This window comes from Pseudomonas sp. SDO5215_S409 (genome assembly GCF_054071325.1).
The window spans coordinates 41,050-64,107 of sequence record NZ_JBSVWN010000009.1; the positions used below are offsets into that span (position 1 = coordinate 41,050).

A 23,058-nucleotide genomic window follows, 5' to 3' on the forward strand; every position below is an offset into this window, starting at 1 on the left:
ATTAGCGCCTTGTAGCCAGCAGGCCGATCAAAAAGCCCACACCGGCTGCAATGCCGACGGACTGCCAAGGGTTGGCCTGCACGTAGTCTTCCGTGGCCGTCACGGCGGCTTTGCCGCGATCACGCAGGGACTCTTCGGTCAGTTGCAGGGTTTCGCGGGCCTTGAGCAAGCTCTCGTGGATTTTGCCACGCAGCTCGTCGGCCTGATCACCGGCCAGTATCGCGGTGTCATCCAGCAGCTTTTCGGTATCGGCGACCAGGGTTTGAAAATCTGCCATCAATATTTCCTGAGCAGTCTTTGCCGTTTTGCTGGCCATGGTTTATCTCCGTGAGTGGCTGTTTGTTTTCGAGTCACCGGCATCGGTGAAGGTTCAGTGCAAATGTGTGGTACAGCTTTTGCTTTGCCATGGTGCGACGGCCACAGAGCCTGCGCTGAATCTGGGCGGTAGGGCCTCGGGCCTTGAAAAACCTTACCCTAAATAACTAAAACTCGCGGAAAAAGCCTGCCGTCCCCTGCATCCTTCACCAAGCATTGCGCTAAATCGGTTCACGCTCGTCACAGGGATGCGGGGCGAACAGGGCCAAAGTAGTGCGCTCGGTAAGGGGTATGAACTGCTTTGGTGCTTTTTTCCGGACATTGCAGGCCTGCCAATTTCCATGGACAACCTACAAAGTGCGGTGGACACCCTGGTCCACAGCTCCAACACCCTGTTTATCCTGATCGGCGCGGTCATGGTCCTGGCCATGCACGCAGGCTTCGCGTTCCTGGAGGTCGGCACCGTACGCCAAAAGAACCAAGTCAATGCCCTGTCAAAAATCCTCAGCGACTTTGCCATCTCCACGCTGGCCTATTTCTTTATAGGCTATTGGATCTCCTATGGCGTGAGCTTCCTGCAACCGGCGGCGGTGATCAGTGCCGACCACGGTTATGGTCTGGTGAAGTTCTTTTTCCTGCTGACCTTCGCGGCGGCCATCCCGGCGATCATTTCCGGTGGTATCGCTGAGCGTGCACGTTTTGCGCCGCAACTGTGTGCCACCGCGTTGATCGTCGCGTTTGTCTACCCGTTTTTCGAAGGCATGGTGTGGAACGGCAACTACGGCGCGCAAGCCTGGTTGCAAGCCACCTTTGGCGCGCCGTTCCATGACTTTGCAGGTTCCGTGGTGGTGCACGCCATGGGCGGCTGGCTGGCGCTGGCGGCGGTGTTGCTGTTGGGGCCGCGCCAGGGGCGTTATCGCGACGGGCGGCTGGTGGCGTTCGCGCCGTCCAGCATTCCGTTCCTGGCGCTGGGGTCGTGGATCCTGATTGTCGGCTGGTTTGGCTTCAACGTGATGAGTGCACAGACCCTGTCCGGGGTCAGCGGCCTGGTGGCCGTCAACTCGCTGATGGCGATGGTCGGCGGCACGGTCGCCGCGCTGGTGATCGGCCGCAACGACCCGGGCTTTTTGCACAACGGCCCGCTGGCCGGGCTGGTGGCGGTGTGCGCCGGGTCCGACCTGATGCACCCGGTGGGCGCGCTGGCGACTGGGGTGGTGGCCGGTGGTTTGTTTGTGTGGTGCTTCATTGCCGCGCAGGACCGTTGGAAAATCGACGACGTGCTGGGCGTATGGCCGCTGCACGGCCTGTGCGGCGTGTGGGGAGGAATTGCCTGCGGTATCTTCGGGCAGACCGCCTTGGGCGGTTTGGGCGGCGTGAGCCTGGTCAGCCAGTTGATCGGCACCGCCAGCGGCGTGGCCGTGGCCTTTGCTGGCGGGTGGCTGGTGTATGGCGTGATCAAGCGGGTCAACGGCCTGCGCCTGAGCCAGGAGCAGGAGTATTACGGCGCCGATTTGTCGATCCACAAGATCGGCGCGGTCAGCCAGGATTGAGGGCGGCCGGCCGGTGGCTCGACGAGGTTTTGCGTCGGGCCTAAAATAGGCGCCTGTTTCTTGCCCGGTGTTTGATCATGCCTCCTGAATGCCAGCTCTTGGGCACCCTGGGTTGCCACTTATGCGAATTGGCCGAAGCCGAAATCATGCCGTTGGTCGATCACGGCCTGCTCGTGGAGCTGGTGGACGTGGCCGACAGCGACGCGCTGTTTGAGGCTTACGGCCTGCGAATCCCGGTGTTGCGCCGGGTGGACACGGGCGCCGAGCTGGATTGGCCGTTCGACACCGCGCAGGTGGTAGCCTTTGTGCGCTGAAGTCGGCGATGGCGGGTTCCGAATTATTGGGTTACTGTATGTTTGTACAGCGATTGGATAAGAGGGAACACCCGTGGTGAATGTCGAACAACTGAAAAACAGCGTTAACCGCATGTCCGTGGACGTTGTTCGCGACGCGGTCAACGAGCTGCGACTCGATGGGTTGGTCACGGAAGGCAAGACGCCGTTCAACAAAGTCCATTTCAATACCTGCTTTGCCGAGATCGAGGCGTTGTTCCAGCGTGCCGGTTACCACAAGCAGCTGGACGTGGTCGGCTATCAGGGCTTGCTGTACGCGCTTTACGACCCGGGCCGCTGGGAGGCGGTGGACGTGTTGCGCTGGCTCAAGGAGTTCACCGACGCGGCCGCTGCGTCGCCGCTGTTGCGGGCGCAATTGGCCAAGGCGTGAATCTGTTCTGGGACGCAGCGGCCCCTATGCCGGATAATGCCCGCCTGTTTTCCAGGCCTTGAGCATGCCCATGTCTGTTTTCCGCGCCAGCGAGCACCAAGCCAGCACCCTTTACCTGCCGCCCGGCACCTGGGCGACCGTGCTCGATTGCCTCTGCGACCACTTCAAGGCCATCAGCCGTGAGCAATGGCTGGACCGCATTGCCCGGGGCCGCGTGCTGGACATCAACGGCTCGCCCATCCCTCACGCCTTGGCCTACCGCGAAGGCCTGTGCATCTATTACTTTCGCGAAGTGCCCAACGAGAAGGTGATTGCGGCGCAGGAAACCATCCTGTACGCCGACGAGCACTTGGTGGTAGCGGACAAACCGCACTTTTTGCCCGTGACGCCGTCGGGCGAATACGTTGAGCAAACCTTGTTGCGGCGCCTGATCCGGCGCCTGGACAACCCCGCGCTGGTGCCACTGCACCGCATCGATCGGCATACGGCAGGGCTCGTGCTGTTCTCGGCCAACCCGCACACACGGGCGGCGTACCAGCAGCTTTTTCCCACGCGCAAGATCGACAAATTCTACGAAGCCATCGCGCCCGCCTTGCCCGGCCTAACCTTTCCGTTGGTGCATAAAAGCCGCCTGGTGGACGGCGAGCCGTTCTTTCGCATGCAAGAAGGCCCCGGCGCAAGCAACACCGAGACGGCAATGGAGGTGCGGGAGAAAAACGGCGACTTATGGCGCTACGGCCTGTTCCCGGTCACCGGCAAGAAACACCAGCTGCGGGTGCACATGACGGCGTTGGGGGCCAGTATCTGCAACGATCCGTTCTACCCCGAGGTGATCAAGGACGCCGAAGACGATTACGCCAACCCGCTCAAATTGCTGGCCCAGGGCGTGCGGTTTATCGACCCGGTCAGCGGGCTCGCCCGCCGTTTTGAGAGTGAGATCACCTTGAACTGGTGACCTGCATAAACAACAAAGCCCGCATCAAGCGGGCTTTGTGGCAACTGGGATCAAGACTTACAGGTCTTTAACCGTACGCACCTGGTCTTTGTTGATGCGGGTGCGCTTGCCATCCAGTTGTTCGAACTCGTAGAAACCGGTGGTTTTGTCGAAGGACGGGGTGTCGACGGCCTGGATTTCGCGACCGTCATTCAGGGTGATCACTGATGGCGACGAGCAGCCCGCCAGGGCGGCGAGGCCCAGTGCGAGCATGAAGGCGGCGAGGGTCCGTTGAGTCATGGGTTTGTCTCCAAGAGCAGGTGAAATAAAGTAGTGACCTTGTGACGTGTGCAACGCCGGCAAAGTTCCTTGAGCGACGGTCATTCTGCCACGCCCGGCCGCTGGTGCAACAGCTCTGGCGTATTCAGGTTGGCCAGGCGCGGATCATTTGTCGGGCAATCCAGGGCCTTGGCGCCCAAGGCTTGCATGATCTGGCGCGGGCTGCGCTGCCCCGCGAGCCAGGCCTGTTCAAAGCCTTCGCGCAGGGCGGTGGGGATCACGCACAGCAAGGGTTCCCAGAACTCGCCGTGTCGGACCATCAGCGGCACTTGGGGGTTTTGCTGCGCCTTCTGACGCAGGTCGATCAACAGTCGCTCATCCACCTGCGGTACATCGCACGGCAATACCAGCAGATGCCCATGGCGAGCCACCGCCAATCCGGCACGGATACCGGCCAGGGGGCCGGGAAAGTCCGTGCCGTCGTCGCCCACCAAACGGTCGGCGTACGGGCTGTACTGCGCCTGGTTGCGGTTACACGAAATGATCAGGTCGTCGGTGAATGGCCGTGCCAGGCGATGCAGGTGGGCGATCAAGGGCTGGCCACGCCAGTCGATCAGCCCTTTGTCCTGGCCGCCCACGCGCTGGCCCCGCCCGCCCGCCAGCAGCAGGATCGAACAGGGCAGGGGGGAAGAATGGGGTGACATGATGGCTCCACAGCGGCAGTCAAAGAGAGGCCTGTGATATAACACCGGCCTGTTTCCCCGACAACTGGACCCCGCCATGAAAGCCAAGGCTGATGCGCCTTTCGTACCCCTCAATATCGCCGTATTGACCGTCAGCGACACCCGCACCCTGGACACCGATACCTCAGGCCAAGTGTTCGTCGACCGCCTGACCGCGGCCGGTCATGCCCTGGCCGAGCGCGTGTTGCTCAAGGACGACCTGTACAAAATCCGCGCCCAGGTGGCCCACTGGATCGCCGAAGACGTGGTGCAAGTGGTGTTGATCACCGGCGGCACCGGTTTTACCGGCCGCGACAGCACTCCTGAAGCGGTGAGCTGCCTGCTGGACAAGCACGTCGACGGGTTTGGCGAGCTGTTCCGCCAGATCTCCGTGGCCGACATCGGCACCTCCACCGTGCAGTCACGCGCCCTGGCGGGGCTGGCCAATGGCACGTTGGTGTGCTGCCTGCCGGGCTCCACCAACGCTGTGCGCACCGGCTGGGACGGGATTCTGGCCGAGCAATTGGACAACCGGCACCGCCCGTGCAATTTCGTCCCGCACCTTAAACAGGCCGAGCCTTGTGAATCCCGTGGGTAAGCCTGGCAAGACCGGCGCGCTGATGCCGGTTGAAGAGGCATTGGCGCGCCTGCTGGCAATGGCCGAGGCGGCGCCGATCAACGATGAGCAAGTGATACCGCTCGCCGAGTGCGACGGCCGGGTATTGGCGCGGCCGCTGGTGTCCACCCTCGACCTGCCGCCCTGGCCGAACAGCGCCATGGACGGCTACGCCTTGTGCCTGTCGGGGTGGACCGGCGAGCCGTTGGTGCAAAGCCAGCGCATCCTGGCCGGCACCGCGCCCGAGCCGCTGGCGCCTGGCACCTGCGCGCGCATCTTTACCGGCGCCCCGGTGCCACCGGGTGCCGACTGCGTCGAGATGCAGGAAAACGCCCTCGTCCAGGCAGACGGGCGGGTGAGCTTCACCCAACCCCTGCAGGCGGGTCAGAACATTCGCCCCCAGGGCCAGGAAACCACCGTAGGCGAAGAAGTATTGCCCGCTGGCACACGGCTGGGGCCGATCGAACTGGGGCTGGCGGCGTCGCTGGGGCGTGATGCCCTGCCGGTGGTCCGCCGCCCACGGGTCGCGGTGCTGTCCACGGGCGATGAACTGATCGAACCGGGCCTGCCGCTCGGCCCCGGCCAGATCTACAACAGCAACCGCCGCGTGCTGTGCAACTGGCTGCAGCGTTTGGGCTGTGAGGTGGTGGACGCCGGTATCCTGCCCGATGACCTGGAGCACACCCGCGCACGCTTGGGTGCCTTGGGTGCGGTGGACTTGATTCTGTCCACCGGCGGCGTTTCGGTGGGCGAGGCCGACTTCTTGGGCATTGCCCTGCGTGAAGAAGGTGAGCTGGCGTTGTGGAAGCTGGCGATAAAACCGGGCAAACCGCTGACCTTCGGGCATTTTCGTGGCGTGCCGGTGATCGGTTTGCCGGGCAACCCCGCGTCCACGCTGGTCACGTTTGGCTTGTTGGCGCGGCCTTACCTGTTGCGTCGCCAAGGGGTGCAAGCGGTGCAGCCGCTGCACATTGAGGTGCCGGTGGGGTTCGTGTGGCCCCAGCCGGGCAACCGTCGCGAGTACTTGCGCGGGCGCCTGGAGCAGGGCCGGGCGATCATTTATCGCAACCAGAGCTCCGGCGTACTGCGCAGCGCCGCCTGGGCTGAAGGCCTGGTGGAAGTGGTGGAAGGCACGACGCTGGCGGTGGGTGACCGGGTCAACTTCATCCCGTTGAGCGAACTCTTCACCTGAGGTGCGCGCTGCCGGGCGCGGGGGCGATCAACGGCTAATAGTCGTCCCCGCGCTCGGTCACATCCCGCTCCTCCGGCGGCGCGTCGGGGTCATACCCCACCGGGAACTTGCCCTTCAATGTCCACGCAAACGCGATAATCTCGGCCACCGTGCGGTACAGCTCCTCGGGGATGCTGTCCCCCAACTCCAGGCGTGCGAGCAGTTTGACCAATTCGGCGTTTTCGTAGATCGGTACTTCATTTTCCCGGGCCAGTTTCAAAATGGCCTCGGCCAGGGCATCGTCGCCCTTGGCGGTCAGGGTGGGGGCCTGTTGGCCGTCGTATTTGAGGGCGATGGCCTGGCGTGGCGGGTGGGCGTTTTTCATGCGGTTTCATCCACCCAGCGTTGTTCAAGCCCGGTTTTCGGCCCGCGTGGCGGGGTGCCCAGGTGGCAGTCCAGGTCGCCGACATTGATACCGGAGGCCACCAGGCGTTCGCGCAGGCTGCCCAAATGGCTTTCGATCAGGCTGGCGGTGTAGGGGCGGCTGGCCCACAACTGGCTGGACAGCTTGCCCTGGGTCAACTGCGCCTGGACTTGCAAAGGGCCCAGCGGCTCTAGGTCAAACGCCAGTTCCACACGCCACAGCATCTGCTTGGGGTCTTTGTTGGCCTTGCGCTCGGGCGTGTCTTTATCTGGCGCCGGCTCCTCGCGTTGGAACTTGACCTGCAACGGCACGATGTCTTGCAGGGTGCGCAGGGGCATTTCCAGTTGCCAAGTGGTGAGTACCCGGCCATCGGCGGTGGTGCCGGTTTGTTCCAGGCTCGAAAGCTGATGGCTTTGCAAGCGGGAAATGGCCCCGGCCGCCAGGCGCAACAGGTTTTCCAGGCTGCTTTCACCCTCCAGGCGTTGCATCAACCGCTCCGGCAGCGGAAAGCCCGCGGGCGTCTGCCGGGCACCGATCTGGCCGAGGGTGCCCAGGGGGCTGCGTACAAAGCTGGGCAGCACTTGGGCCAGGGTGTTGGCGGCCAGGATTGCGTTCAAATTGGTGCCCGCAGGCAGCGCTGGCAGCAGGTCTGCCACTAGGCGCAGCAGTGCGCCTTTCATGTCCAGCGGCGGAATCTGCGGGTTTTGCCCCGCCAGCAATTTGGTTTCAAGCAATATGCCGCTGCTGAGCAGCGCTTGCGCCACGCCCTTGGGCGTCGTCAGTTGCGCCAGGTCCGGCAGGCCCGACAGCAGGCGCTCGGCCGCGGCGCGCAGGTCGGCAGAAGTGCTGTCGCCAGGTGGCAGGTTTTGCAGGGCGGTGAATACAACATCCAGCGAGCCCTGGCGACTTTGCTGGGTGGACAACTGCTGCGCGATGGCCAGTTGGTCTTGGCGACCGCTCAGCGGCACAAAATTCAAGGTCTGTGCATTTTGCACCACCGCGCTCAGCAAACTGCCGACGCGCAGCGGTTGCGGGCTTTCCACCGTCAGGGTCGCGCCGCTGAGGGCGCTGTTGAACACGCTGACCAGCGAGCGATAAATCGCCGGTTGGCTGGTGCCCTGGGGCAGTGTCTGGGTGGTCAGCACCTTGCCTTGCAACAGCGTGCCCACGGGCAGTTGGGTGGTGTCGATGCGGGTCAGCGCGGCGACGCTGGCACTCAGCGCCTGTTGCAACGTGATGGCCAGGTTGCCCGACGGCGTCTGGCTCACCGCCACATTGCTGCCCAGCGGCAGGGGCTGGTTACTGCTGGCCTGCACCAAAGTTTGCTGGCCGCTGTCCAGCGTCAACTTGAGCAACAGCTGAAACACATCGCCGCCCTGTTTAAGCGCCAGCACTTCGGCGTTCACGGTTTTGCCGGGGTCGATCAGCCCGGTCTGGGGCTCCAGCAGTTTCAGCAGCTCACCCACCGGCGGGGCAGGGCTGGGCCCGGCCGCCGGGGCGGGAGGTAGGGGCGGAAGAGTGATGTCACCGGTCATCGTGCGCGCCGTCTCAGGGGAAATTGCCCTCTTTAGCGTAGGGGATCGCATGTATAATGCCGCCCGTCTTCAACGAGAGCGGTAAAAATCTTACAACTAGTTGATCCAGCTCTCTAAAACAGGCCGTCAAAGCATCTATGCTGTCTCTCTTTAACGGCAGCTTTACCGCCGACTTGAACTGTAAAGGCCCGCGATCTCTTGACCAGCCCTCTTCTTGAAGCCGTAGCGCTCGCCTGTGAACGTGACCTGCGGATGCTGTTCCAACACCTCCAATTGCGTCTGGCCAGCGGCGACATGGTGCAAGTCAGCGGCCCCAACGGCAGCGGCAAGACCAGCCTGCTACGCCTGTTGGCCGGCTTGATGCAGCCCACGGCGGGGCAGGTGTTGCTCAACGGCAAGCCCTTGCAAGAGCAGCGCACGGAACTGGCCCGCACCCTGACCTGGATCGGCCACGCTGCGGGCATCAAAGACCTGCTGACCCCCGAAGAAAACCTCAGTTGGCTCGGCGCCCTGCATCACCCGGCCCGCCGTGACGCCATCTGGCAAGCCTTGGCCACGGTCGGCCTCAAGGGGTTTGAAGACGTCCCTTGTCACACCCTGTCTGCCGGCCAGCAGCGCCGCGTGGCCCTGGCCCGTTTGTACCTGGATGGCCCGCTGCTGTGGATTCTCGACGAACCCTTCACCGCCCTCGATAAACAAGGCGTGGCCCAATTGGAAGCGCACCTGGCCGAGCATTGCGAAGCGGGCGGCACGGTGGTGCTCACCACCCACCACACCCTGGCCCGCGTACCCGCCGGTTACCGCGAACTGGACCTGGGCCGGTGGTCGGCATGAGTGTGTTCGCCCTGCTGCTCGCCCGCGAAGCCCGCCTGCTGTGCCGCCGCCCGGCCGAGTTGGCCAACCCGCTGGTGTTTTTTGCAATGGTGATTGCGCTGTTCCCGCTGGCGGTGGGGCCTGAGACAAAACTGTTGCAAACCTTGTCTCCGGGACTGGTCTGGGTGGCGGCGCTATTGTCCGTGCTGCTCTCGCTGGACGGGCTGTTTCGCAGTGATTTTGAAGACGGCTCCCTCGAACAGTGGGTCCTTTCGCCGCACCCCCTGGCGCTTCTGGTGCTGGCCAAAGTGCTGGCACACTGGGTGTTTTCCGGCCTTGCGCTGGTGCTGCTGTCGCCGCTGCTGGCGATGATGCTGGGGTTGCCGGTGGCCTGCCTGCCGGTGTTGCTCCTGTCATTGTTGTTGGGCACGCCGGTCCTGAGCCTGCTGGGCGCGGTGGGCGCGGCCTTGACCGTCGGCCTCAAGCGTGGCGGGTTGCTGCTGGCCCTGTTGATTCTGCCTTTGTATATTCCGGTGTTGATCCTGGGCAGCGGCGCGTTGCACGCCGCGCTTGAAGGCCTGCCCGCCACCGGCTACCTGCTGTGGCTGGCGAGCCTGACCGCCCTGGCGGTCACCCTGACACCCTTTGCTATTGCCGCCGGCCTCAAGATCAGCGTTGGCGAATAATGAATAACGAGGTCTGATCAAGCGTTGTCTTGATCAGTAAAGACCCTAAGCTTTTCGCCCTGACGAAAAGCACCGTGATGGAAACAGCAATGAACTGGACCTGGTTTCACAAGCTCGGCTCGCCCAAATGGTTCTTTGGCATCAGTGGCAAACTGCTGCCCTGGTTGAGCGTCGCCGCTGCGCTGCTGATTGGCACCGGCCTGGTCTGGGGCCTGGCGTTTGCACCGCCGGACTACCAGCAAGGCAACAGCTTTCGCATCATCTACCTCCACGTGCCCGCCGCCCTGCTGGCCCAGTCCTGCTACGTGATGCTGGCCGTGTGCGGCATCGTGGGCCTGGTGTGGAAGATGAAACTGGCGGACGTGGCCCTGCAATGCGCCGCGCCAGTGGGCGCCTGGATGACCGCCGTGGCGCTGGCCACCGGGGCCATCTGGGGCAAGCCCACCTGGGGTTCATGGTGGGTGTGGGATGCGCGGCTCACCTCGATGCTGATCCTTTTGTTCCTGTACTTCGGCCTGATCGCCCTGGGCAATGCCATCAGCAACCGCGACAGCGCGGCCAAGGCCTGCGCGGTGCTGGCGATTGTGGGCGTCATCAACATTCCGATCATCAAGTACTCGGTGCAGTGGTGGAACACCCTGCACCAGGGCGCCACGTTCACCCTCACCGAAAAACCGGCAATGCCCGTGGAAATGTGGGCGCCGCTGTTGCTGATGGTGCTGGGGTTCTACTGCTTTTTCGGCGCGGTACTTTTAATGCGCATGCGCCTTGAAGTGCTCAAGCGCGAAGCCCGCGCCAGTTGGGCCAAGGCCCATGTGCAAAGCCTGTTGGAGGGCCGTGGATGAGCTTTTCCTCGTTCAGCGAGTTTCTCGCCATGGGCCATCACGGCCTCTATGTCTGGACCGCCTATGGCCTCTGCCTGGCGGTGCTGGCAATCAACGTCGCCGCGCCGATGCTGGCCCGCAAGCGTTACCTGCAACAAGAGGCGCGTCGTCTGCGCCGGGAGACTGAAAAGTGAATGCGCTGCGTAGAAAGCGTCTGTTGATCATCCTGGCCATCCTGGCCGGTGTCGGCATTGCCGTGGCCCTGGCCTTGAGCGCGCTGCAACAGAACATCAACCTGTTCTACACCCCGACCCAGATCGCCAACGGCGAAGCGCCGCATGACACCCGCATCCGCGCGGGTGGCATGGTCGAGAAGGGCTCGCTCAAGCGCTCCTCCGACTCGCTGGACGTGACGTTCGTGGTCACCGACTTCAACAAGTCCGTGACCATCACCTACCGCGGCATCCTCCCGGACCTGTTCCGCGAAGGGCAGGGCATCGTCGCCCTTGGCAAACTCAACGCCGACGGCGTGGTGGTGGCCGATGAAGTGCTGGCCAAGCACGATGAAAAATACATGCCGCCGGAAGTCACCAAGGCGCTCAAAGACAGTGGCCAGTCGGCCCCCGCACCGGCCAAGGAGGGCTAAGCCATGAATGCCTCACTGTTTATTCCGGAGTTGGGCCACTTGGCGATGATCCTCGCCCTGTGCTTTGCGGTGATCCAGGCGGTGGTCCCGTTGCTGGGCGCCTGGCGTGGCGACCGCTTGTGGATGAGCCTTGCGCAGCCGGCCGCCTGGGGCCAGTTTGCGTTTTTGGTGTTCGCCTTTGGCTGCCTGACTTACGCGTTCATGACCGACGACTTTTCCGTCGCCTATGTCGCCAATAACTCCAACACCGCGCTGCCCTGGTACTACAAGTTCAGTGCCGTATGGGGGGCGCACGAAGGTTCATTGCTGCTGTGGGCCTTGATCCTCGGCGGCTGGACCTTTGCCGTGTCGGTGTTTTCCCGGCAATTGCCGCAGGTCATGCTGGCCCGGGTGCTGGCGGTGATGGGCATGATCAGCATCGGCTTTTTGCTGTTTCTGATCATGACCTCCAACCCCTTCACCCGCATCCTGCCGCAGATCCCCGTCGACGGGCACGACCTCAACCCGCTGCTGCAAGACATCGGCCTGATCGTGCACCCGCCGATGCTCTACATGGGGTATGTCGGCTTTTCCGTGGCCTTTGCCTTCGCCATCGCCGCCTTGCTGGGCGGGCGACTGGATGCGGCGTGGGCACGCTGGTCGCGGCCATGGACCATCGTTGCGTGGGCGTTCCTCGGCATCGGGATCACCCTGGGTTCCTGGTGGGCCTACTACGAACTGGGCTGGGGCGGCTGGTGGTTCTGGGACCCGGTGGAAAACGCCTCCTTTATGCCCTGGCTGGTGGGCACGGCGCTGATCCACTCGCTGGCCGTGACCGAAAAACGCGGCGTGTTCAAAAGCTGGACCGTACTGCTGGCCATCGCCGCGTTTTCCCTCAGCCTGCTCGGTACGTTCCTGGTGCGCTCGGGCGTGCTGACCTCCGTGCACGCGTTTGCGTCCGACCCCGAGCGCGGCGTGTTCATCCTGATCTTCCTGCTGTTTGTGGTCGGCGGCTCCCTGACCCTGTTCGCCCTGCGTGCGCCAGTGGTCAAGAGCCACGTGGGCTTTAACCTGTGGTCGCGGGAAACCCTGTTGCTGGGCAACAACCTGGTGCTGGTGGTGGCCGCGTCGATGATCCTGCTCGGCACGCTGTACCCGCTGGTGCTGGATGCGCTGAGCGGCGCCAAGCTGTCGGTGGGGCCGCCGTATTTCAACGCCTTGTTCATTCCGCTGATGGGCTTGTTGATGGTGGTGATGGCGGTGGGCGTGCTGGTGCGCTGGAAAGACACCCCGGTGAAATGGCTGGTGAGCATGCTCACGCCGGTGTTGCTCGGCAGCGTGGCCCTGGCGGTGATCGCAGGGGTTGCCTACGGCGATTTCAACTGGGCCGTGCTCGCCACCTTCCTGCTCGCCGCCTGGGTGTTGCTGGCCGGTGTGCGGGATATTTTCGACAAGACCCGCCACAAAGGCCTGCTCAAGGGGTTGCCGAGCCTGACCCGCAGTTATTGGGGCATGCAACTGGCCCACCTGGGCATTGCCGTGTGTGCGCTGGGCGTGGTGTTGTCCAGCCAGAACAGCGCCGAGCGTGACTTGCGCCTGGCGCCGGGCGAGTCCATGGACCTGGCCGGTTATCACTTTGTCTTCGAGGGCGCCACGCATGTCGAAGGCCCCAACTTCACCTCCGACAAAGGCACCGTCCGTGTGGTGCGCAACGGCCAGGAAGTGGCCGTGCTGCACCCCGAAAAACGCCTGTACACCGTGCAGAGTTCGATGATGACCGAAGCCGGGATCGACGCAGGGTTCACCCGTGACCTCTACGTCGCCCTGGGCGAGCCGTTGGGTAATGGCGCCTGGGCCGTGCGGGTACACGTCAAACCGTTCGTGCGCTGGATCTGGTTTGGCGGCCTGCTCACCGGGGCGGGTGGTTTGCTGGCGGCGCTGGACCGGCGTTATCGCGTCAAAGTCAAAAGCCGTGTGCGCGAAACGCTCGGCCTGCAGGGAGCGGCAGTATGAAGCGTTGGTTGATGGTGGTGCCCTTGGCGTTGTTTCTGGTGGTGGCGGTGTTTTTGTACCGCGGCCTGTACCTGGACCCGGCCGAGCTGCCCTCGGCGCTGATCGGCAAACCCTTCCCGGCGTTTTCCCTGCCAAGCGTGCAGGGCGACAAAACCCTGACCCGGGCGGATCTGTTGGGCAAACCGGCGCTGGTCAACGTATGGGGCACCTGGTGCATTTCCTGTCGCGTGGAACACCCGGTGCTGAACAAATTGGCCGAGAAGGGCGTGGTCATCTACGGCATCAACTACAAGGACGACAACGCCGCCGCCTTGAAATGGCTGACGGAATTTCACAACCCCTACCAGCTCGATATTCGTGACGAAGACGGCAACCTCGGCCTGAACCTGGGCGTGTACGGCGCCCCCGAAACCTTCTTTATCGACGCCAAGGGGGTGATCCGCGACAAATACGTGGGGGTGATCGACGAAGTGGTCTGGCGTGAGCAACTGGCCGCCAAGTACCAGGCGCTGGTCGACGAGGCCAAGCCATGAAGCGCCTGTTGACCGCTGCGGTGCTGGCCCTGGGCCTGGCCAGCGTCGCCCATGCCGCCATCGACACTTATGAATTTGCCAACGACGCCGAGCGCCAGCGTTTTCGCGACCTCACCCAAGAGCTGCGCTGCCCCAAGTGCCAGAACCAGGACATCGCCGACTCCAACTCGCCGATCGCGGCGGACCTGCGCAAAGAGATTTTTCGCATGCTGGGGGAAGGCAAGGACGATCAGCAAATCGTCGACTTCATGGTCGACCGCTACGGTGACTTCGTGCGCTACAAGCCCGCGCTCACCGGCAAGACCGCCTTGCTCTGGTTCGGCCCCGGCGCCTTGCTGCTGGCAGGCATCGGTGTGATGGCGGTGATCGTGCGCCGTCGCCGCGTGGCCGCTGCCGACGGTTCGCCCGCGCTCTCCGTTGACGAGCGTCAACGCCTCGACCAATTGCTGGACAAAAAAACCGATGATTGATTTCTGGCTCGCAGCAGGCTTGCTGCTCCTGATCGCCCTGAGTTTCCTGTTGATCCCCGTGCTGCGTGGCCGCCGCGCCCAACGTGAAGAAGACCGCACCGCGTTGAACGTGGCGCTGTACCAGGAGCGCGTCGCCGAGCTGCAAAACCAGCAGGCCGAAGGCGTGCTGGACGCCGCGCAACTGGACAGCGGCCGCGCCGAAGCGGCCCGAGAACTGCTGGCCGACACCGAAGGCGCGGCCCCCCTGCGCGAGTCCCGCCTGGGCCGGCCATTGCCCTTGCTGGCGGCGGTGTTGGTGCCGGTGTTGGGCGTGGCGCTTTACCTGCATTTTGGCGCCAGCGACAAGGTGGAACTGACCCGCGAATTCGCCCAGCCACCGGTGTCGATGGAAGACATGACCCAGCGCCTGGAACGCGCCGCCGCCGCCCAGCCAGACTCCGCAGAAGGCCTGTACTTCCTGGCGCGCGCGTACATGGCGCAGGACCGCTCGGCCGACGCGGCGAAAATCTTCGAGCGCACCGTGGCCCTGGCCGGGCGTCAACCCGAGTTGCTCGGGCAGTGGGCCCAGGCGCAGTACTTTGCCGCCAACAAAAAGTGGTCGCCTGAGATCCAGGCGCTCACCGACGAAGCCCTGAAGCTGGACCCCAAGGAAGTCACCAGCCTGGGCCTGCTGGGCATCGCCGCCTTTGAGGGCGAGCGCTACGCGCAAGCCATCGACTACTGGAACCGCCTGCTGGCGCAATTGCCACCGGACGACAGCTCCCGCGCGGCGCTGCAAGGCGGCATCGACCGCGCGACAGAAAAGCTCAAGGAGCGCGGCGCCACCGTGGCTCAGGCCCCGGCCAACGCGCTGCTCAAAGTGCGGGTGGCATTGTCTGCCGAGGTCAAGGCCAAGGCCCAGCCGGGTGACAGCGTCTTCATCTTTGCCCGTGCGATAAAAGGCCCGCCCGCGCCCTTGGCGGTCAAGCGCGTGACCGTCGCCGACCTGCCGGTGACTGTCGAACTGGGGGATGCCGACGCGATGATGCCGCAGTTGAAACTGTCCGGTTTTCCCGAAGTCCAACTGGTTGCGCGCATCTCCCGCGCCGGTCAACCGACCGCTGGCGAGTGGATCGGCCGCAGCCAACCGCTGGCCAGCAGCACCACTGCGTTGCAGTCGCTGACCATCGACAGTCCGGATCAATAATTTCGAGGAAACGCCATGACCGCTCTCGCACGTATCACCCTGCTCAGCCTGGTCCTGGGGTTGAGTGCTTGTGCGGTCCACCGGCCTCCTGCACCCACTGGCCCCACCATCCCGCCGTCCGGCCCGGCGACCCAGCCCGGCGGCGCGCAACCCCCGGCCACCGCCCCGGCCAAGGCGGCGCCCAGCACGTCTGCCACCTTTGCTCCGCCTCCCGGCGCGGCCAGCCATTGGGACGGGCGGATGCAGGTGTATGTACTCGATGAACAACCCGATACGTTCTACCGCCAACGCACCTATTACCGCTGGAGCAACGGCTGGAGCCGTTCCATCAGCCCGAACGGGCCGTGGGAAGACACCAGCGTGCATGGCGTACCGCCGGGCTTGAGCAAGCAATACGCCCAATGACCGTTTGACGTGCAGGCGGCCTGAGATTCAAGCCGCCGCGCCCGCCGGGCGGGGAGCGCCGATGCGGTGGATGACCCCCGCGATGCCCCCCAGCACGACGCCGAACACGACAATCCCCGACCAGCCATAACGCGTCATCAGCCACCCGCTGATCACCGCGCCCACCGCCCCGCCAAAAAACGTCGCGGTCATGTACAGGCTGTTAATCCGCCCTTGAGCCTTGGGGTCTACCGCAAAGGCCCGTGTCTGGTTGGACACCAGCCCCGACTGCACACCGATATCCAGCACAATCACGCCCAGTATCAGCAAGATCAACGACGTCTGTGCCCCGGCCAGCAGCAGGTACGCAAGGGTCACAATCCCGATACTCGCCCCAACCACCGCCCGCGGCCCGCGCTTGTCGGATGCGCGCCCGCCCAGGGACGCGGCAAACGCACCGGCGGCGCCGATAATGCCGAACCCTCCAGCCCAGGCGCTACCCAGCTGCCAAGGCCCGTGTGCCAGCAACGCCGCCAGGTTGACCCAGAACGCGTTGAAACACGCCCACAACAACCCCTGCACCAGCATCGATTGGCGGATGGGACTGTTGTCGCGCATCAACGGCCATAACGACGCCAGCAGGCGAGGGTAGGACAACTGGCTGCTCGGCACGCCTTGGGGCAGCAACTTCGCCGCCGCCAGCCACACCGGCACCATAAAGGCCGCCTCCACGCCATACACCGCTCGCCAGCCGTAGGTTTCACCGATCACACCGGCGATGGTTCGGCCGAGCAAAATCCCGACCATGATCCCGCTGACCACGGTCCCCACATTGCGCCCGCGCTCGCTGGGCGGGGACATCACGGCGGCAAACGGCACCAGTTGCTGGGGCACGCAACTGACGATGCCCAGGCCAAATGACGCGCCGATCAGCGCCCAGATCGTCGGCGAACACGCGGCGGCCAGGGCAAACACCAATGCCAGGGCAATCTGCCCGAGCACCAGCTTGCGCCGGTCGAACCGGTCCCCCAGGGGCAACAGCAACGCAAGCCCGGTGGCAAACCCGAGCAAGGCCGAGCCGGCCACCAGGTCCACGGTGGTGAGGTCCACCGCCATGTCCGACGCGATCAGCGGCAGAATCGGCTGGGTGCAGTAAATATTGGTAATCACCGCGCCAGCGATCACCGCCATCATCATGATCTTGCTGCGCGAGGCGGTGGGGCTCTGGGAGGTTGCGGATAGGCTGCTCACGGCAGGCTCCTTGAGGGTTCCAGGTGAATGAGTGGCAACCTTACAAATTCGCGTTTATGCTGATAATCCCCTAGGATCGGGAATCATCCTCCCAAAAAATGGTAGAGCGCCTTGAACCGTCTCGACGCCATGTCCGTGTTTATCGCAGTGGTCGAGGCGGGCAGCCTCTCGGCGGCTGCCCGTCACCTAGGCATGCCACTGGCCACCGTCAGCCGCAAAGTGGCCGAACTCGAAACACACCTGAACACCCGCCTGCTGCACCGCACCACGCGGCAGCTGTCCCTGACCGACGCGGGCGGCGCCTACCTGGCCGCCTGCAAACGCATCCTTGAAGACATCGACGAGGCCGAACGCGCCGCCACCGGCGAATATGCCGCGCCCAAGGGCGAGTTGATCGTCACCGCCCCGGTGGTCTTCGGACGCTTGCACGTAGTGCCAGTGGTGGCCCGGTTCCTCGCGCATTACCCCGAGATCGACATCAACCTGATACTCACCGACCGCGTGGTGCACCTGATGGACGAAGCGTGCGACGTGGCCGTGCGCATCGGTGAACTGCCCGACAGCACCTTAAAAGCCGTGCCAGTGGGCACCGTACGACGGGTGGTGTGTGCCAGCCCCGGTTACCTGGCCGAGCGCGGCGTCCCCCAGGCCCCGCAACACCTGGCCGGACATGACTGCATCACCTTCGACGTACTCGCCTCGGCAGGTGCCTGGGCGTTTGGCGACGGTCGATCGGCGCAATCAGTGCCGGTGCATTCGCGGTTATCGGTCAACACCGCAGAAGCGGCCATCGCCGCGGCGATGCAGGGCGTGGGCGTGATTCGGGTGTTGTCCTACCAAGTGGCGCAAGCCCTGCGTGACGACGCGTTGACGGTCGTGCTTGACGCCTTCGAGTCGTCGGCACTGCCCATCCACCTGGTGCATAAGGGGCAGTTGCCATTGCCGTTGAAAGTGCGCGCGTTTCTGGACTTCGCTACACCACGGTTGCGGGAGCGGATGGCTGATACGCCGTAAGGCGAGATCAGCAGCCCACCTCAACTCCCCGAAGGCGGCGGGCTTGCCCGCTGTTCAGCAGGCCGTGGTGGCGAAGAGCGATGGCGGTCAGTAACGACGGAAAAATAAAACGACTTGAGTGCAATAAGTTTCTTGGCATGAAGTTGGCGTGCGTTACGGAGTTGGCTGTGAATTGCGGAAAGTTCTTACATGCAGATTCCTGGAAAAATTCTTACAGGGAGATGGGCGTACCTGTCCGTTTGGTTAGCTATTTGTTCTGGAACTAATCTGTTAGCGTTTGAACGTTCTGTAGGGGCGGTGAAAGGGGAGCGGAATGAAATTGACAGATATTGGTAATACACCTTTTTCAGAGATCGATGAGCTGTCCGTAAATGGGAATAGGTTTTTTTCAAAGTGTGAGTTTTTAAATCCGACAGGAAGTCATAAAGATAGAACGTATTTGCATATTATAAACACGCTCGAGAAGGCAGGTCTCATTGTGCCGGGTATGACATTAATAGACTGTTCTACGGGGAATGGAGGTGCTGCGCTGGCGTGGATAGGTCGGTTAAAAGGTTATGCGGTGAAGATATTTATGCCTGAAGGAATGACTCAGGAGAGGAAAGAGCAAATTTTTTCTTTTGGTGCCGAGATTATCGAGACACCCAAAGAAGAATTTTTGTCCGGTGCAATGCTCAGGGCGCAACGATACAGTGCGGAAAATCTGAAGGGGAAACACTATTTTTTGGACCAGTCAAATACGTTGCTGAATAAAGAGGCTTGGCATGCTTGTGGTGAAGAAATCGTCAAGGCGTTGAAACTTCAAAACGTGGTTCCGGATTATTTTGTGTGTTCGATAGGTACGGGTGGAACATTTTCGGGCATCGCGCAGGTGATGAAACGGGCCTACAGCCATATACGCACCGTGGGGATTGAAGTGGACAGTTCCGCCCCTCTTTATTCATTAAGAAATCAGCTGAGCTTTGAACATCGCCCGCATAATTTGATGGGGCTGGGGGCAGGTGTATTGTCAGTCAACACGGTTTCAGCGCTTATAGATGAGGTCCGGGTTGTCGACGGGCATGACGCTTGGGCGAGGATGAAGCGGTTTATTGCAGAAACGAATTTTCCGATTGGACCGACCTGTGGTGCAAATTTGATGGTATGTGACGCGATTAGTCTGGCCGTTAAAAATAAAAATATAGTCACTCTTTTTTTTGACAGTTCGTGGAAGTATCAGAGTCGTTGGAACGGTGTTTATCCAGATTACATGTGAGGTGAAAAATGTTACTTGAAGAGATTTACAGGCGCGCAAAAGTTGTTAACTCGGGGCGAGCGTTAACCACGGTAAATGAGTTCACTGACCAACTGCCTGCCTTGCGGCCAGAAGTACTGATTGAAGTGGCACAAAAAATAGTCAGGGTGATGGACCTGAGTGTCAATAAAATTGTGACTGAAGAAGATAAGGGAACAGCGCTTGCTACGACCGTTTCGTTGTTGACCGGCATTCCGATGGCGATAGCCAGGTGGTATCCGTACAGTCTGGACGGTGTCAATGAGTTATGGGTTGATCTTAAGTCTGAGTACTTCGATGGCAGACTTTATCTGAATGGTATTGACGCGGGTGATCGGGTAGCGATTATCGACGATACATTAAGTACAGGAGGTGCCGTGGTGGCGCTCGTTGAGGCCGTCAGAGCCGGAGGCGGCGAGGTGTTTGATGTTGTCTGTGCCGTGGAGAAAGTGGGAAATAACGGATCTTTAAATGTTAAAAGCAAAACCGGTATCGAGGTTAAAGTAATCATGAAGATAGCAGTGGATGAGGAAGGGGTTAAGGTGCTGTAAGTCAAGAATTTATGGAGTGAATAGGCTGATGGGACGAGTCGGTATAGCGCTGGGTTTGTTGTTTTGTTTGATCAGTGCAGCTTTTGATGTTTACGTCGCGTTTGTGACACAGACGCTCAGTACGCTACTGGTCGTTTTTTACTGTTTTATAGCGTCGGCGTTGTTTTTTTTAATCTGCGCGCTGTGTCGGGGCGCCGTTTCGCTGTATTCAAAACTGTATGGTGATTGGCGTTTGGTGGCCATCGTCAACCTCGCCGTCCTCCTCAACTGGGGAGGTCTGTTTTACGCCTTGCGCTACCTTGAGCCCGCCGTGGTCGGTATTGCCTCCGTCGCCTGCGGCCCGGCGCTCACGTTGTTTCTTTCGCTGTTTGATAAACGCAGCGCCAAGGCGGTGCGGGCGGACGTCGTGGTGTCCGCCCTGGTGCTGGTGTGCATGGGCATCATGTTGATCAATTCCTTTACCGGCGAAAGTGGTATTTCCACCACCACTTCAGGCCAACGATTGCTGGGCATTGCCAGTGTCATGGTGTGCGCGTTCGGCACGGTCATGTACACGGTGTTCTCGAAAAAGATGTTTGCGCGCGAGTGGGCTATTTACGAAATCCTCGCCGTCAGAAACGTGGCCATGATTGGGGTGTGCGTGGTGGGCCTGTCTGTAACGGGCGTGGGGTTTTCGCTTGAGCGGCAGTTGGTTTTACCGGTGTCGATGCTGGTGGTATTCGGGCATTTGTTACCGATTTATCTGATCCAGAAAACCATCTATTACCTGTCGCCTTTGCACGTATCGCTGGTCTTGCTCACGCTCCCGGTGTTTGTGCTTCTACTTCAATACTTGGACGCCCGCGTTGAGTTTTCAGTGGCCAGTGTCGTCGCGGTCAGCCTCATTGTCTTGTTACTCAGTGCGCGTGCGCTGGGCATCCTGTATGCCCAAAGGAGTGTGACCCCATGATCCGAGTCGTGATAGTTGACGGTTTTTCATCCGGAAAGTTTGTCGCCAAAAAGTTGTATGAGGAGGGCTGCATGCTCATGCATATCGCCTCGTCGAATACGCTGGACAGTTACTACTATGCCGGTTTCGACTACAGCCTTTACGAGCATCTTTTAGTCAATGGCGATGTGGAGGCGACGCTCAGTTGCGTCGCGCGTTTCAAACCGCATGTTGTCATGGCAGGCGCTGAAACCGGTGTGCTCCTGGCGGACCAGATAAACGAGCAACTCCAGTTGCCCTATTGCAATGTGTTTGATCAATCCAACGCCCGTCGAAACAAGTTCGACATGATCGAGTGCATCACCCAGGCCGGCTTACCGGCTGCGCGACAAGCCGTTGCGGACTCCTGGGACAGTGCGCGGGCATGGATCACCCGCCACGGTCAGTTCCCGGTGGTCATAAAGCCGCTCGCGAGTGCAGGCGCCGATGGTGTTTATATTTGTGACGACTTGCAGGCCTGTGAAGCCGCCGTCGGCCAATTGCTGGGGGCGCGCAACCGGCTGAACCTCTACAACCATCAGGTGCTGATTCAGGAGTATCTGGCGGGTGTTGAGTACGTGGTCAACATGGTTTCCCTGAACGGGGAGCAGCTTGTCACTGAGGTCGTGAGGTATCAAAAACAACGCCTGCCAGAGGGCGGTATTGTGTACGACCTCGACGAATTGGTCGGCCCGCACGCGCCGCAATACCCGGTCCTGGTGGAATACACACGCCAAGTGGTCCGCAGCCTTGGCATCCGGAACGGTCCCAGTCATGCAGAAGTCATGCTGACGCCAGACGGCCCGAAGCTGGTTGAAATCGCCGCACGCACCGACGGCATTCTGAGGCCACAAGTGTCCCGGCAAACCACGGGGCTGGGGCAGATTGATGCCGTGGTGTTATCCATCACCCATCCCGACAGGTTCAGGCAGTGCTTTCAAGCATTCGACTATCGGCTCTTGCAACACAGCTACAACGTTTGCTTGATCAACCGTTGCGACGGCTACTTCAATAAAACCCTGTTCCTGAGCGAGCTATTAAAGCTTGAGTCGTTTTTTGAAGCGGTGTTTTACGTCAAGGACGGTCAACCCATCGCCGCCACGCAAGATGTGTTCAGCCAACCCGGCACGGTGTATCTGGTGCATGCCGATCCCGAGGTGCTCGCCCTGGATTATCAGCAGATCCGCGAGCTTGAGGCGCAGCGCATTTACCTGCAATTGCGTTAACCCAACCTGTCACCAAACCTTAACCAAACAGTTGTTCTCCCGTCACATCCAAGTCATAGGGCTGACACGACCCGCGCCTACTGTCTGTTGAAATCAAATGCAGCCAAGGAGGGCGGCTCAACCAGACAGAGAAGCCCATGACTACCGCTATTCATGTCGATCACCTGAACAAGACCTTTGCGAAGAAGTCCGCACTGGTCAACCTCGAACTGTCCATTGGTTCGGGTGAGATGGTCGCGCTGATCGGCGCCTCCGGCTCCGGCAAATCCACCCTGTTGCGCCACCTCGCGGGCCTGGCCTGTTGCGACAAGAACAACGGCGGCAGCGTCAAGGTGTTGGGGCGGGAGGTGCAGGCCAGTGGGCGGTTGAACGGCCAGGTGCGGCGGTTGCGGGCAGACATCGGCTACATCTTCCAGCAGTTCAACCTGGTCAACCGCCTGAGTGTGCTCGACAACGTGCTGCTCGGTTGCCTGGGCCGCGTGCCGCGCTGGCGTGGCAACCTGGGGCTGTTCAACGCCGAAGAAAAGCAGTTCGCCCTCGACTCCCTCGCCCGTGTGGGCCTGGCTGACCTGGCCGGGCAGCGCGCCTCTACCTTGTCCGGCGGCCAGCAGCAACGCGTGGCGATTGCCCGGGCGTTGACCCAGCGCGCCGAAGTGATCCTGGCCGATGAGCCCATCGCCTCGCTGGACCCGGAGTCGGCGCGCAAGGTCATGGAGATCCTGGCCGACATCAACCGCCGCGACGGCAAGACCGTGGTGGTGACCCTGCATCAAGTCGATTACGCCATGCGTTATTGCCCGCGCGCCGTCGCGCTCAAGGCCGGGCGTATTCATTTTGACGGTCGGGGCAGTGACCTCAGCAGCCACTTCCTCAACGACCTGTACGGTGCCGACCTCGACACCAGCCTGATGTTTTCCGACCAGTCCCGCACCACTGTCGTTCCCGCGCAGTTGGCCCTGGTCCGTGCTTGAAA

28 protein-coding genes are annotated in these 23,058 nt (G+C 61.7%); 22 read left to right on the forward strand and 6 right to left on the reverse strand.

The window, feature by feature from the left end; translation table 11 throughout:
- Window position 1: 1 nt before the first annotated feature.
- Window positions 2-316, reverse strand: a complete 315-nt coding sequence (locus ACW9H9_RS07245; RefSeq protein ID WP_457342531.1) for a DUF883 family protein — start codon at window positions 314-316, stop codon at window positions 2-4.
- Window positions 317-656: 340 nt separating this feature from the next.
- Between ACW9H9_RS07245 and ACW9H9_RS07250 the strand changes: the two genes are divergently transcribed.
- The 4 genes from ACW9H9_RS07250 (at window position 657) to ACW9H9_RS07265 (ending at window position 3,543) form a co-directional block, all read left to right on the forward strand.
- Window positions 657-1,865 (forward strand): ammonium transporter, encoded by a 1,209-nt coding sequence (locus tag ACW9H9_RS07250; RefSeq protein ID WP_457342530.1) that lies wholly within the window; start codon window positions 657-659, stop codon window positions 1,863-1,865.
- Window positions 1,866-1,942: 77 nt separating this feature from the next.
- A complete protein-coding gene (locus ACW9H9_RS07255; RefSeq protein ID WP_457342529.1) occupies window positions 1,943-2,179 on the forward strand; it encodes a glutaredoxin family protein in 237 nt (78 codons plus the stop codon).
- Window positions 2,180-2,252: 73 nt separating this feature from the next.
- Window positions 2,253-2,588, forward strand: coding sequence for a transcriptional regulator (locus ACW9H9_RS07260; protein ID WP_457342528.1), 336 nt, complete (start codon window positions 2,253-2,255; stop codon window positions 2,586-2,588).
- A gap of 64 nt (window positions 2,589-2,652) precedes the next feature.
- The gene (locus tag ACW9H9_RS07265; RefSeq protein WP_457342527.1) at window positions 2,653-3,543 is read left to right on the forward strand and encodes a pseudouridine synthase; all 891 of its coding nucleotides are present in this window, start codon (window positions 2,653-2,655) and stop codon (window positions 3,541-3,543) included.
- 57 nt (window positions 3,544-3,600) lie between these two features.
- Here ACW9H9_RS07265 and ACW9H9_RS07270 read toward each other — a convergent pair whose 3' ends face one another.
- Window positions 3,601-3,822 carry a YgdI/YgdR family lipoprotein gene (locus ACW9H9_RS07270; RefSeq protein ID WP_457342526.1) on the reverse strand — a complete coding sequence of 74 codons (222 nt, stop codon included), beginning with the start codon at window positions 3,820-3,822 and terminating at the stop codon, window positions 3,601-3,603.
- An 80-nt stretch (window positions 3,823-3,902) separates the two neighbouring features.
- Window positions 3,903-4,505 carry a molybdenum cofactor guanylyltransferase MobA gene (gene mobA / locus ACW9H9_RS07275; protein ID WP_457342525.1) on the reverse strand — a complete coding sequence of 201 codons (603 nt, stop codon included), beginning with the start codon at window positions 4,503-4,505 and terminating at the stop codon, window positions 3,903-3,905.
- Window positions 4,506-4,581: 76 nt separating this feature from the next.
- Here mobA and moaB point away from each other — a divergent pair, with 76 nt between their 5' ends.
- Entirely contained in the window at window positions 4,582-5,121 is a 540-nt protein-coding gene (moaB, locus tag ACW9H9_RS07280) for a molybdenum cofactor biosynthesis protein B (RefSeq protein ID WP_457342524.1), read from the forward strand.
- The gene (locus ACW9H9_RS07285) at window positions 5,105-6,331 is read left to right on the forward strand and encodes a molybdopterin molybdotransferase MoeA (RefSeq protein ID WP_457342523.1); all 1,227 of its coding nucleotides are present in this window, start codon (window positions 5,105-5,107) and stop codon (window positions 6,329-6,331) included. The genes moaB and ACW9H9_RS07285 overlap by 17 nt, the downstream gene beginning before the upstream one ends.
- A gap of 34 nt (window positions 6,332-6,365) precedes the next feature.
- Here ACW9H9_RS07285 and ACW9H9_RS07290 read toward each other — a convergent pair whose 3' ends face one another.
- Window positions 6,366-6,695: an EscU/YscU/HrcU family type III secretion system export apparatus switch protein gene (locus ACW9H9_RS07290; protein ID WP_457342522.1), complete on the reverse strand. Its 330-nt coding sequence runs from the start codon at window positions 6,693-6,695 to the stop codon at window positions 6,366-6,368.
- A complete protein-coding gene (fliK, locus tag ACW9H9_RS07295; protein WP_457342521.1) occupies window positions 6,692-8,269 on the reverse strand; it encodes a flagellar hook-length control protein FliK in 1,578 nt (525 codons plus the stop codon). The genes ACW9H9_RS07290 and fliK overlap by 4 nt, the downstream gene beginning before the upstream one ends.
- 198 nt (window positions 8,270-8,467) lie before the next feature.
- Between fliK and ccmA the strand changes: the two genes are divergently transcribed.
- From ccmA to ACW9H9_RS07345, 10 genes are all read left to right on the forward strand, one after another.
- A complete protein-coding gene (gene ccmA, locus ACW9H9_RS07300; RefSeq protein WP_457342520.1) occupies window positions 8,468-9,103 on the forward strand; it encodes a cytochrome c biogenesis heme-transporting ATPase CcmA in 636 nt (211 codons plus the stop codon).
- Complete coding sequence (gene ccmB / locus ACW9H9_RS07305; RefSeq protein ID WP_457342519.1) at window positions 9,100-9,768, forward strand: heme exporter protein CcmB; 669 nt, start codon at window positions 9,100-9,102, stop codon at window positions 9,766-9,768. Before ccmA ends, ccmB begins: the two co-directional genes overlap by 4 nt.
- 89 nt (window positions 9,769-9,857) lie before the next feature.
- Window positions 9,858-10,613, forward strand: coding sequence for a heme ABC transporter permease CcmC (ccmC, locus tag ACW9H9_RS07310; RefSeq protein WP_457342518.1), 756 nt, complete (start codon window positions 9,858-9,860; stop codon window positions 10,611-10,613).
- Window positions 10,610-10,786, forward strand: coding sequence for a heme exporter protein CcmD (gene ccmD, locus ACW9H9_RS07315; RefSeq protein WP_457342517.1), 177 nt, complete (start codon window positions 10,610-10,612; stop codon window positions 10,784-10,786). The genes ccmC and ccmD overlap by 4 nt, the downstream gene beginning before the upstream one ends.
- Window positions 10,783-11,238 carry a cytochrome c maturation protein CcmE gene (gene ccmE / locus ACW9H9_RS07320; protein WP_457342516.1) on the forward strand — a complete coding sequence of 152 codons (456 nt, stop codon included), beginning with the start codon at window positions 10,783-10,785 and terminating at the stop codon, window positions 11,236-11,238. Before ccmD ends, ccmE begins: the two co-directional genes overlap by 4 nt.
- 3 nt (window positions 11,239-11,241) lie before the next feature.
- Window positions 11,242-13,230, forward strand: coding sequence for a heme lyase CcmF/NrfE family subunit (locus ACW9H9_RS07325; protein ID WP_457342515.1), 1,989 nt, complete (start codon window positions 11,242-11,244; stop codon window positions 13,228-13,230).
- Entirely contained in the window at window positions 13,227-13,763 is a 537-nt protein-coding gene (locus tag ACW9H9_RS07330) for a DsbE family thiol:disulfide interchange protein (protein WP_457342514.1), read from the forward strand. The genes ACW9H9_RS07325 and ACW9H9_RS07330 overlap by 4 nt, the downstream gene beginning before the upstream one ends.
- Entirely contained in the window at window positions 13,760-14,233 is a 474-nt protein-coding gene (locus ACW9H9_RS07335) for a cytochrome c-type biogenesis protein (RefSeq protein WP_457342513.1), read from the forward strand. Before ACW9H9_RS07330 ends, ACW9H9_RS07335 begins: the two co-directional genes overlap by 4 nt.
- The gene (ccmI, locus tag ACW9H9_RS07340) at window positions 14,226-15,419 is read left to right on the forward strand and encodes a c-type cytochrome biogenesis protein CcmI (RefSeq protein WP_457342512.1); all 1,194 of its coding nucleotides are present in this window, start codon (window positions 14,226-14,228) and stop codon (window positions 15,417-15,419) included. Before ACW9H9_RS07335 ends, ccmI begins: the two co-directional genes overlap by 8 nt.
- Before the next feature lie 15 nt (window positions 15,420-15,434).
- Complete coding sequence (locus ACW9H9_RS07345; RefSeq protein WP_457342511.1) at window positions 15,435-15,824, forward strand: hypothetical protein; 390 nt, start codon at window positions 15,435-15,437, stop codon at window positions 15,822-15,824.
- A 27-nt stretch (window positions 15,825-15,851) separates the two neighbouring features.
- Here ACW9H9_RS07345 and ACW9H9_RS07350 read toward each other — a convergent pair whose 3' ends face one another.
- Entirely contained in the window at window positions 15,852-17,054 is a 1,203-nt protein-coding gene (locus ACW9H9_RS07350) for an MFS transporter (protein WP_457342510.1), read from the reverse strand.
- A 111-nt stretch (window positions 17,055-17,165) separates the two neighbouring features.
- Here ACW9H9_RS07350 and ACW9H9_RS07355 point away from each other — a divergent pair, with 111 nt between their 5' ends.
- From ACW9H9_RS07355 to phnC, 6 genes are all read left to right on the forward strand, one after another.
- Window positions 17,166-18,068, forward strand: coding sequence for a LysR family transcriptional regulator (locus tag ACW9H9_RS07355; protein ID WP_457342509.1), 903 nt, complete (start codon window positions 17,166-17,168; stop codon window positions 18,066-18,068).
- Between the two features lie 313 nt (window positions 18,069-18,381).
- Entirely contained in the window at window positions 18,382-19,323 is a 942-nt protein-coding gene (locus ACW9H9_RS07360) for a cysteine synthase family protein (protein WP_457342508.1), read from the forward strand.
- A gap of 8 nt (window positions 19,324-19,331) precedes the next feature.
- Entirely contained in the window at window positions 19,332-19,892 is a 561-nt protein-coding gene (locus ACW9H9_RS07365) for an adenine phosphoribosyltransferase (protein WP_457342507.1), read from the forward strand.
- Between the two features lie 28 nt (window positions 19,893-19,920).
- Complete coding sequence (locus ACW9H9_RS07370; protein WP_457342506.1) at window positions 19,921-20,841, forward strand: EamA/RhaT family transporter; 921 nt, start codon at window positions 19,921-19,923, stop codon at window positions 20,839-20,841.
- On the forward strand, window positions 20,838-22,085 hold the full coding sequence (locus tag ACW9H9_RS07375) for an ATP-grasp domain-containing protein (RefSeq protein ID WP_457342505.1): 1,248 nt from the start codon (window positions 20,838-20,840) through the stop codon (window positions 22,083-22,085). Before ACW9H9_RS07370 ends, ACW9H9_RS07375 begins: the two co-directional genes overlap by 4 nt.
- A gap of 137 nt (window positions 22,086-22,222) precedes the next feature.
- Complete coding sequence (phnC, locus tag ACW9H9_RS07380) at window positions 22,223-23,056, forward strand: phosphonate ABC transporter ATP-binding protein (protein ID WP_457342504.1); 834 nt, start codon at window positions 22,223-22,225, stop codon at window positions 23,054-23,056.
- Window positions 23,057-23,058 lie beyond the last annotated feature (2 nt).

Excerpts from the sequence above, each read along its gene's own strand:
- ACW9H9_RS07255 (WP_457342529.1), top strand. The coding sequence starts at position 1,943 with ATGCCTCCTGAATGCCAGCTCTTGGGCACCCTGGGTTGCCACTTATGC.
- ACW9H9_RS07325 (WP_457342515.1), top strand. The coding sequence starts at position 11,242 with ATGAATGCCTCACTGTTTATTCCGGAGTTGGGCCACTTGGCGATGATC.
- ACW9H9_RS07375 (WP_457342505.1), top strand. The coding sequence starts at position 20,838 with ATGATCCGAGTCGTGATAGTTGACGGTTTTTCATCCGGAAAGTTTGTC.
- fliK (WP_457342521.1), bottom strand. The coding sequence starts at position 8,269 with ATGACCGGTGACATCACTCTTCCGCCCCTACCTCCCGCCCCGGCGGCC.
- ACW9H9_RS07365 (WP_457342507.1), top strand. The coding sequence starts at position 19,332 with ATGTTACTTGAAGAGATTTACAGGCGCGCAAAAGTTGTTAACTCGGGG.
- ACW9H9_RS07330 (WP_457342514.1), top strand. The coding sequence starts at position 13,227 with ATGAAGCGTTGGTTGATGGTGGTGCCCTTGGCGTTGTTTCTGGTGGTG.
- ACW9H9_RS07250 (WP_457342530.1), top strand. The coding sequence starts at position 657 with ATGGACAACCTACAAAGTGCGGTGGACACCCTGGTCCACAGCTCCAAC.
- ACW9H9_RS07245 (WP_457342531.1), bottom strand. The coding sequence starts at position 316 with ATGGCCAGCAAAACGGCAAAGACTGCTCAGGAAATATTGATGGCAGAT.
- ACW9H9_RS07345 (WP_457342511.1), top strand. The coding sequence starts at position 15,435 with ATGACCGCTCTCGCACGTATCACCCTGCTCAGCCTGGTCCTGGGGTTG.
- mobA (WP_457342525.1), bottom strand. The coding sequence starts at position 4,505 with ATGTCACCCCATTCTTCCCCCCTGCCCTGTTCGATCCTGCTGCTGGCG.
- ccmB (WP_457342519.1), top strand. The coding sequence starts at position 9,100 with ATGAGTGTGTTCGCCCTGCTGCTCGCCCGCGAAGCCCGCCTGCTGTGC.
- ACW9H9_RS07335 (WP_457342513.1), top strand. The coding sequence starts at position 13,760 with ATGAAGCGCCTGTTGACCGCTGCGGTGCTGGCCCTGGGCCTGGCCAGC.
- ACW9H9_RS07270 (WP_457342526.1), bottom strand. The coding sequence starts at position 3,822 with ATGACTCAACGGACCCTCGCCGCCTTCATGCTCGCACTGGGCCTCGCC.
- ccmI (WP_457342512.1), top strand. The coding sequence starts at position 14,226 with ATGATTGATTTCTGGCTCGCAGCAGGCTTGCTGCTCCTGATCGCCCTG.
- ACW9H9_RS07290 (WP_457342522.1), bottom strand. The coding sequence starts at position 6,695 with ATGAAAAACGCCCACCCGCCACGCCAGGCCATCGCCCTCAAATACGAC.
- ccmC (WP_457342518.1), top strand. The coding sequence starts at position 9,858 with ATGAACTGGACCTGGTTTCACAAGCTCGGCTCGCCCAAATGGTTCTTT.
- ACW9H9_RS07370 (WP_457342506.1), top strand. The coding sequence starts at position 19,921 with ATGGGACGAGTCGGTATAGCGCTGGGTTTGTTGTTTTGTTTGATCAGT.
- ccmD (WP_457342517.1), top strand. The coding sequence starts at position 10,610 with ATGAGCTTTTCCTCGTTCAGCGAGTTTCTCGCCATGGGCCATCACGGC.
- moaB (WP_457342524.1), top strand. The coding sequence starts at position 4,582 with ATGAAAGCCAAGGCTGATGCGCCTTTCGTACCCCTCAATATCGCCGTA.
- ACW9H9_RS07265 (WP_457342527.1), top strand. The coding sequence starts at position 2,653 with ATGCCCATGTCTGTTTTCCGCGCCAGCGAGCACCAAGCCAGCACCCTT.
- phnC (WP_457342504.1), top strand. The coding sequence starts at position 22,223 with ATGACTACCGCTATTCATGTCGATCACCTGAACAAGACCTTTGCGAAG.
- ACW9H9_RS07360 (WP_457342508.1), top strand. The coding sequence starts at position 18,382 with ATGAAATTGACAGATATTGGTAATACACCTTTTTCAGAGATCGATGAG.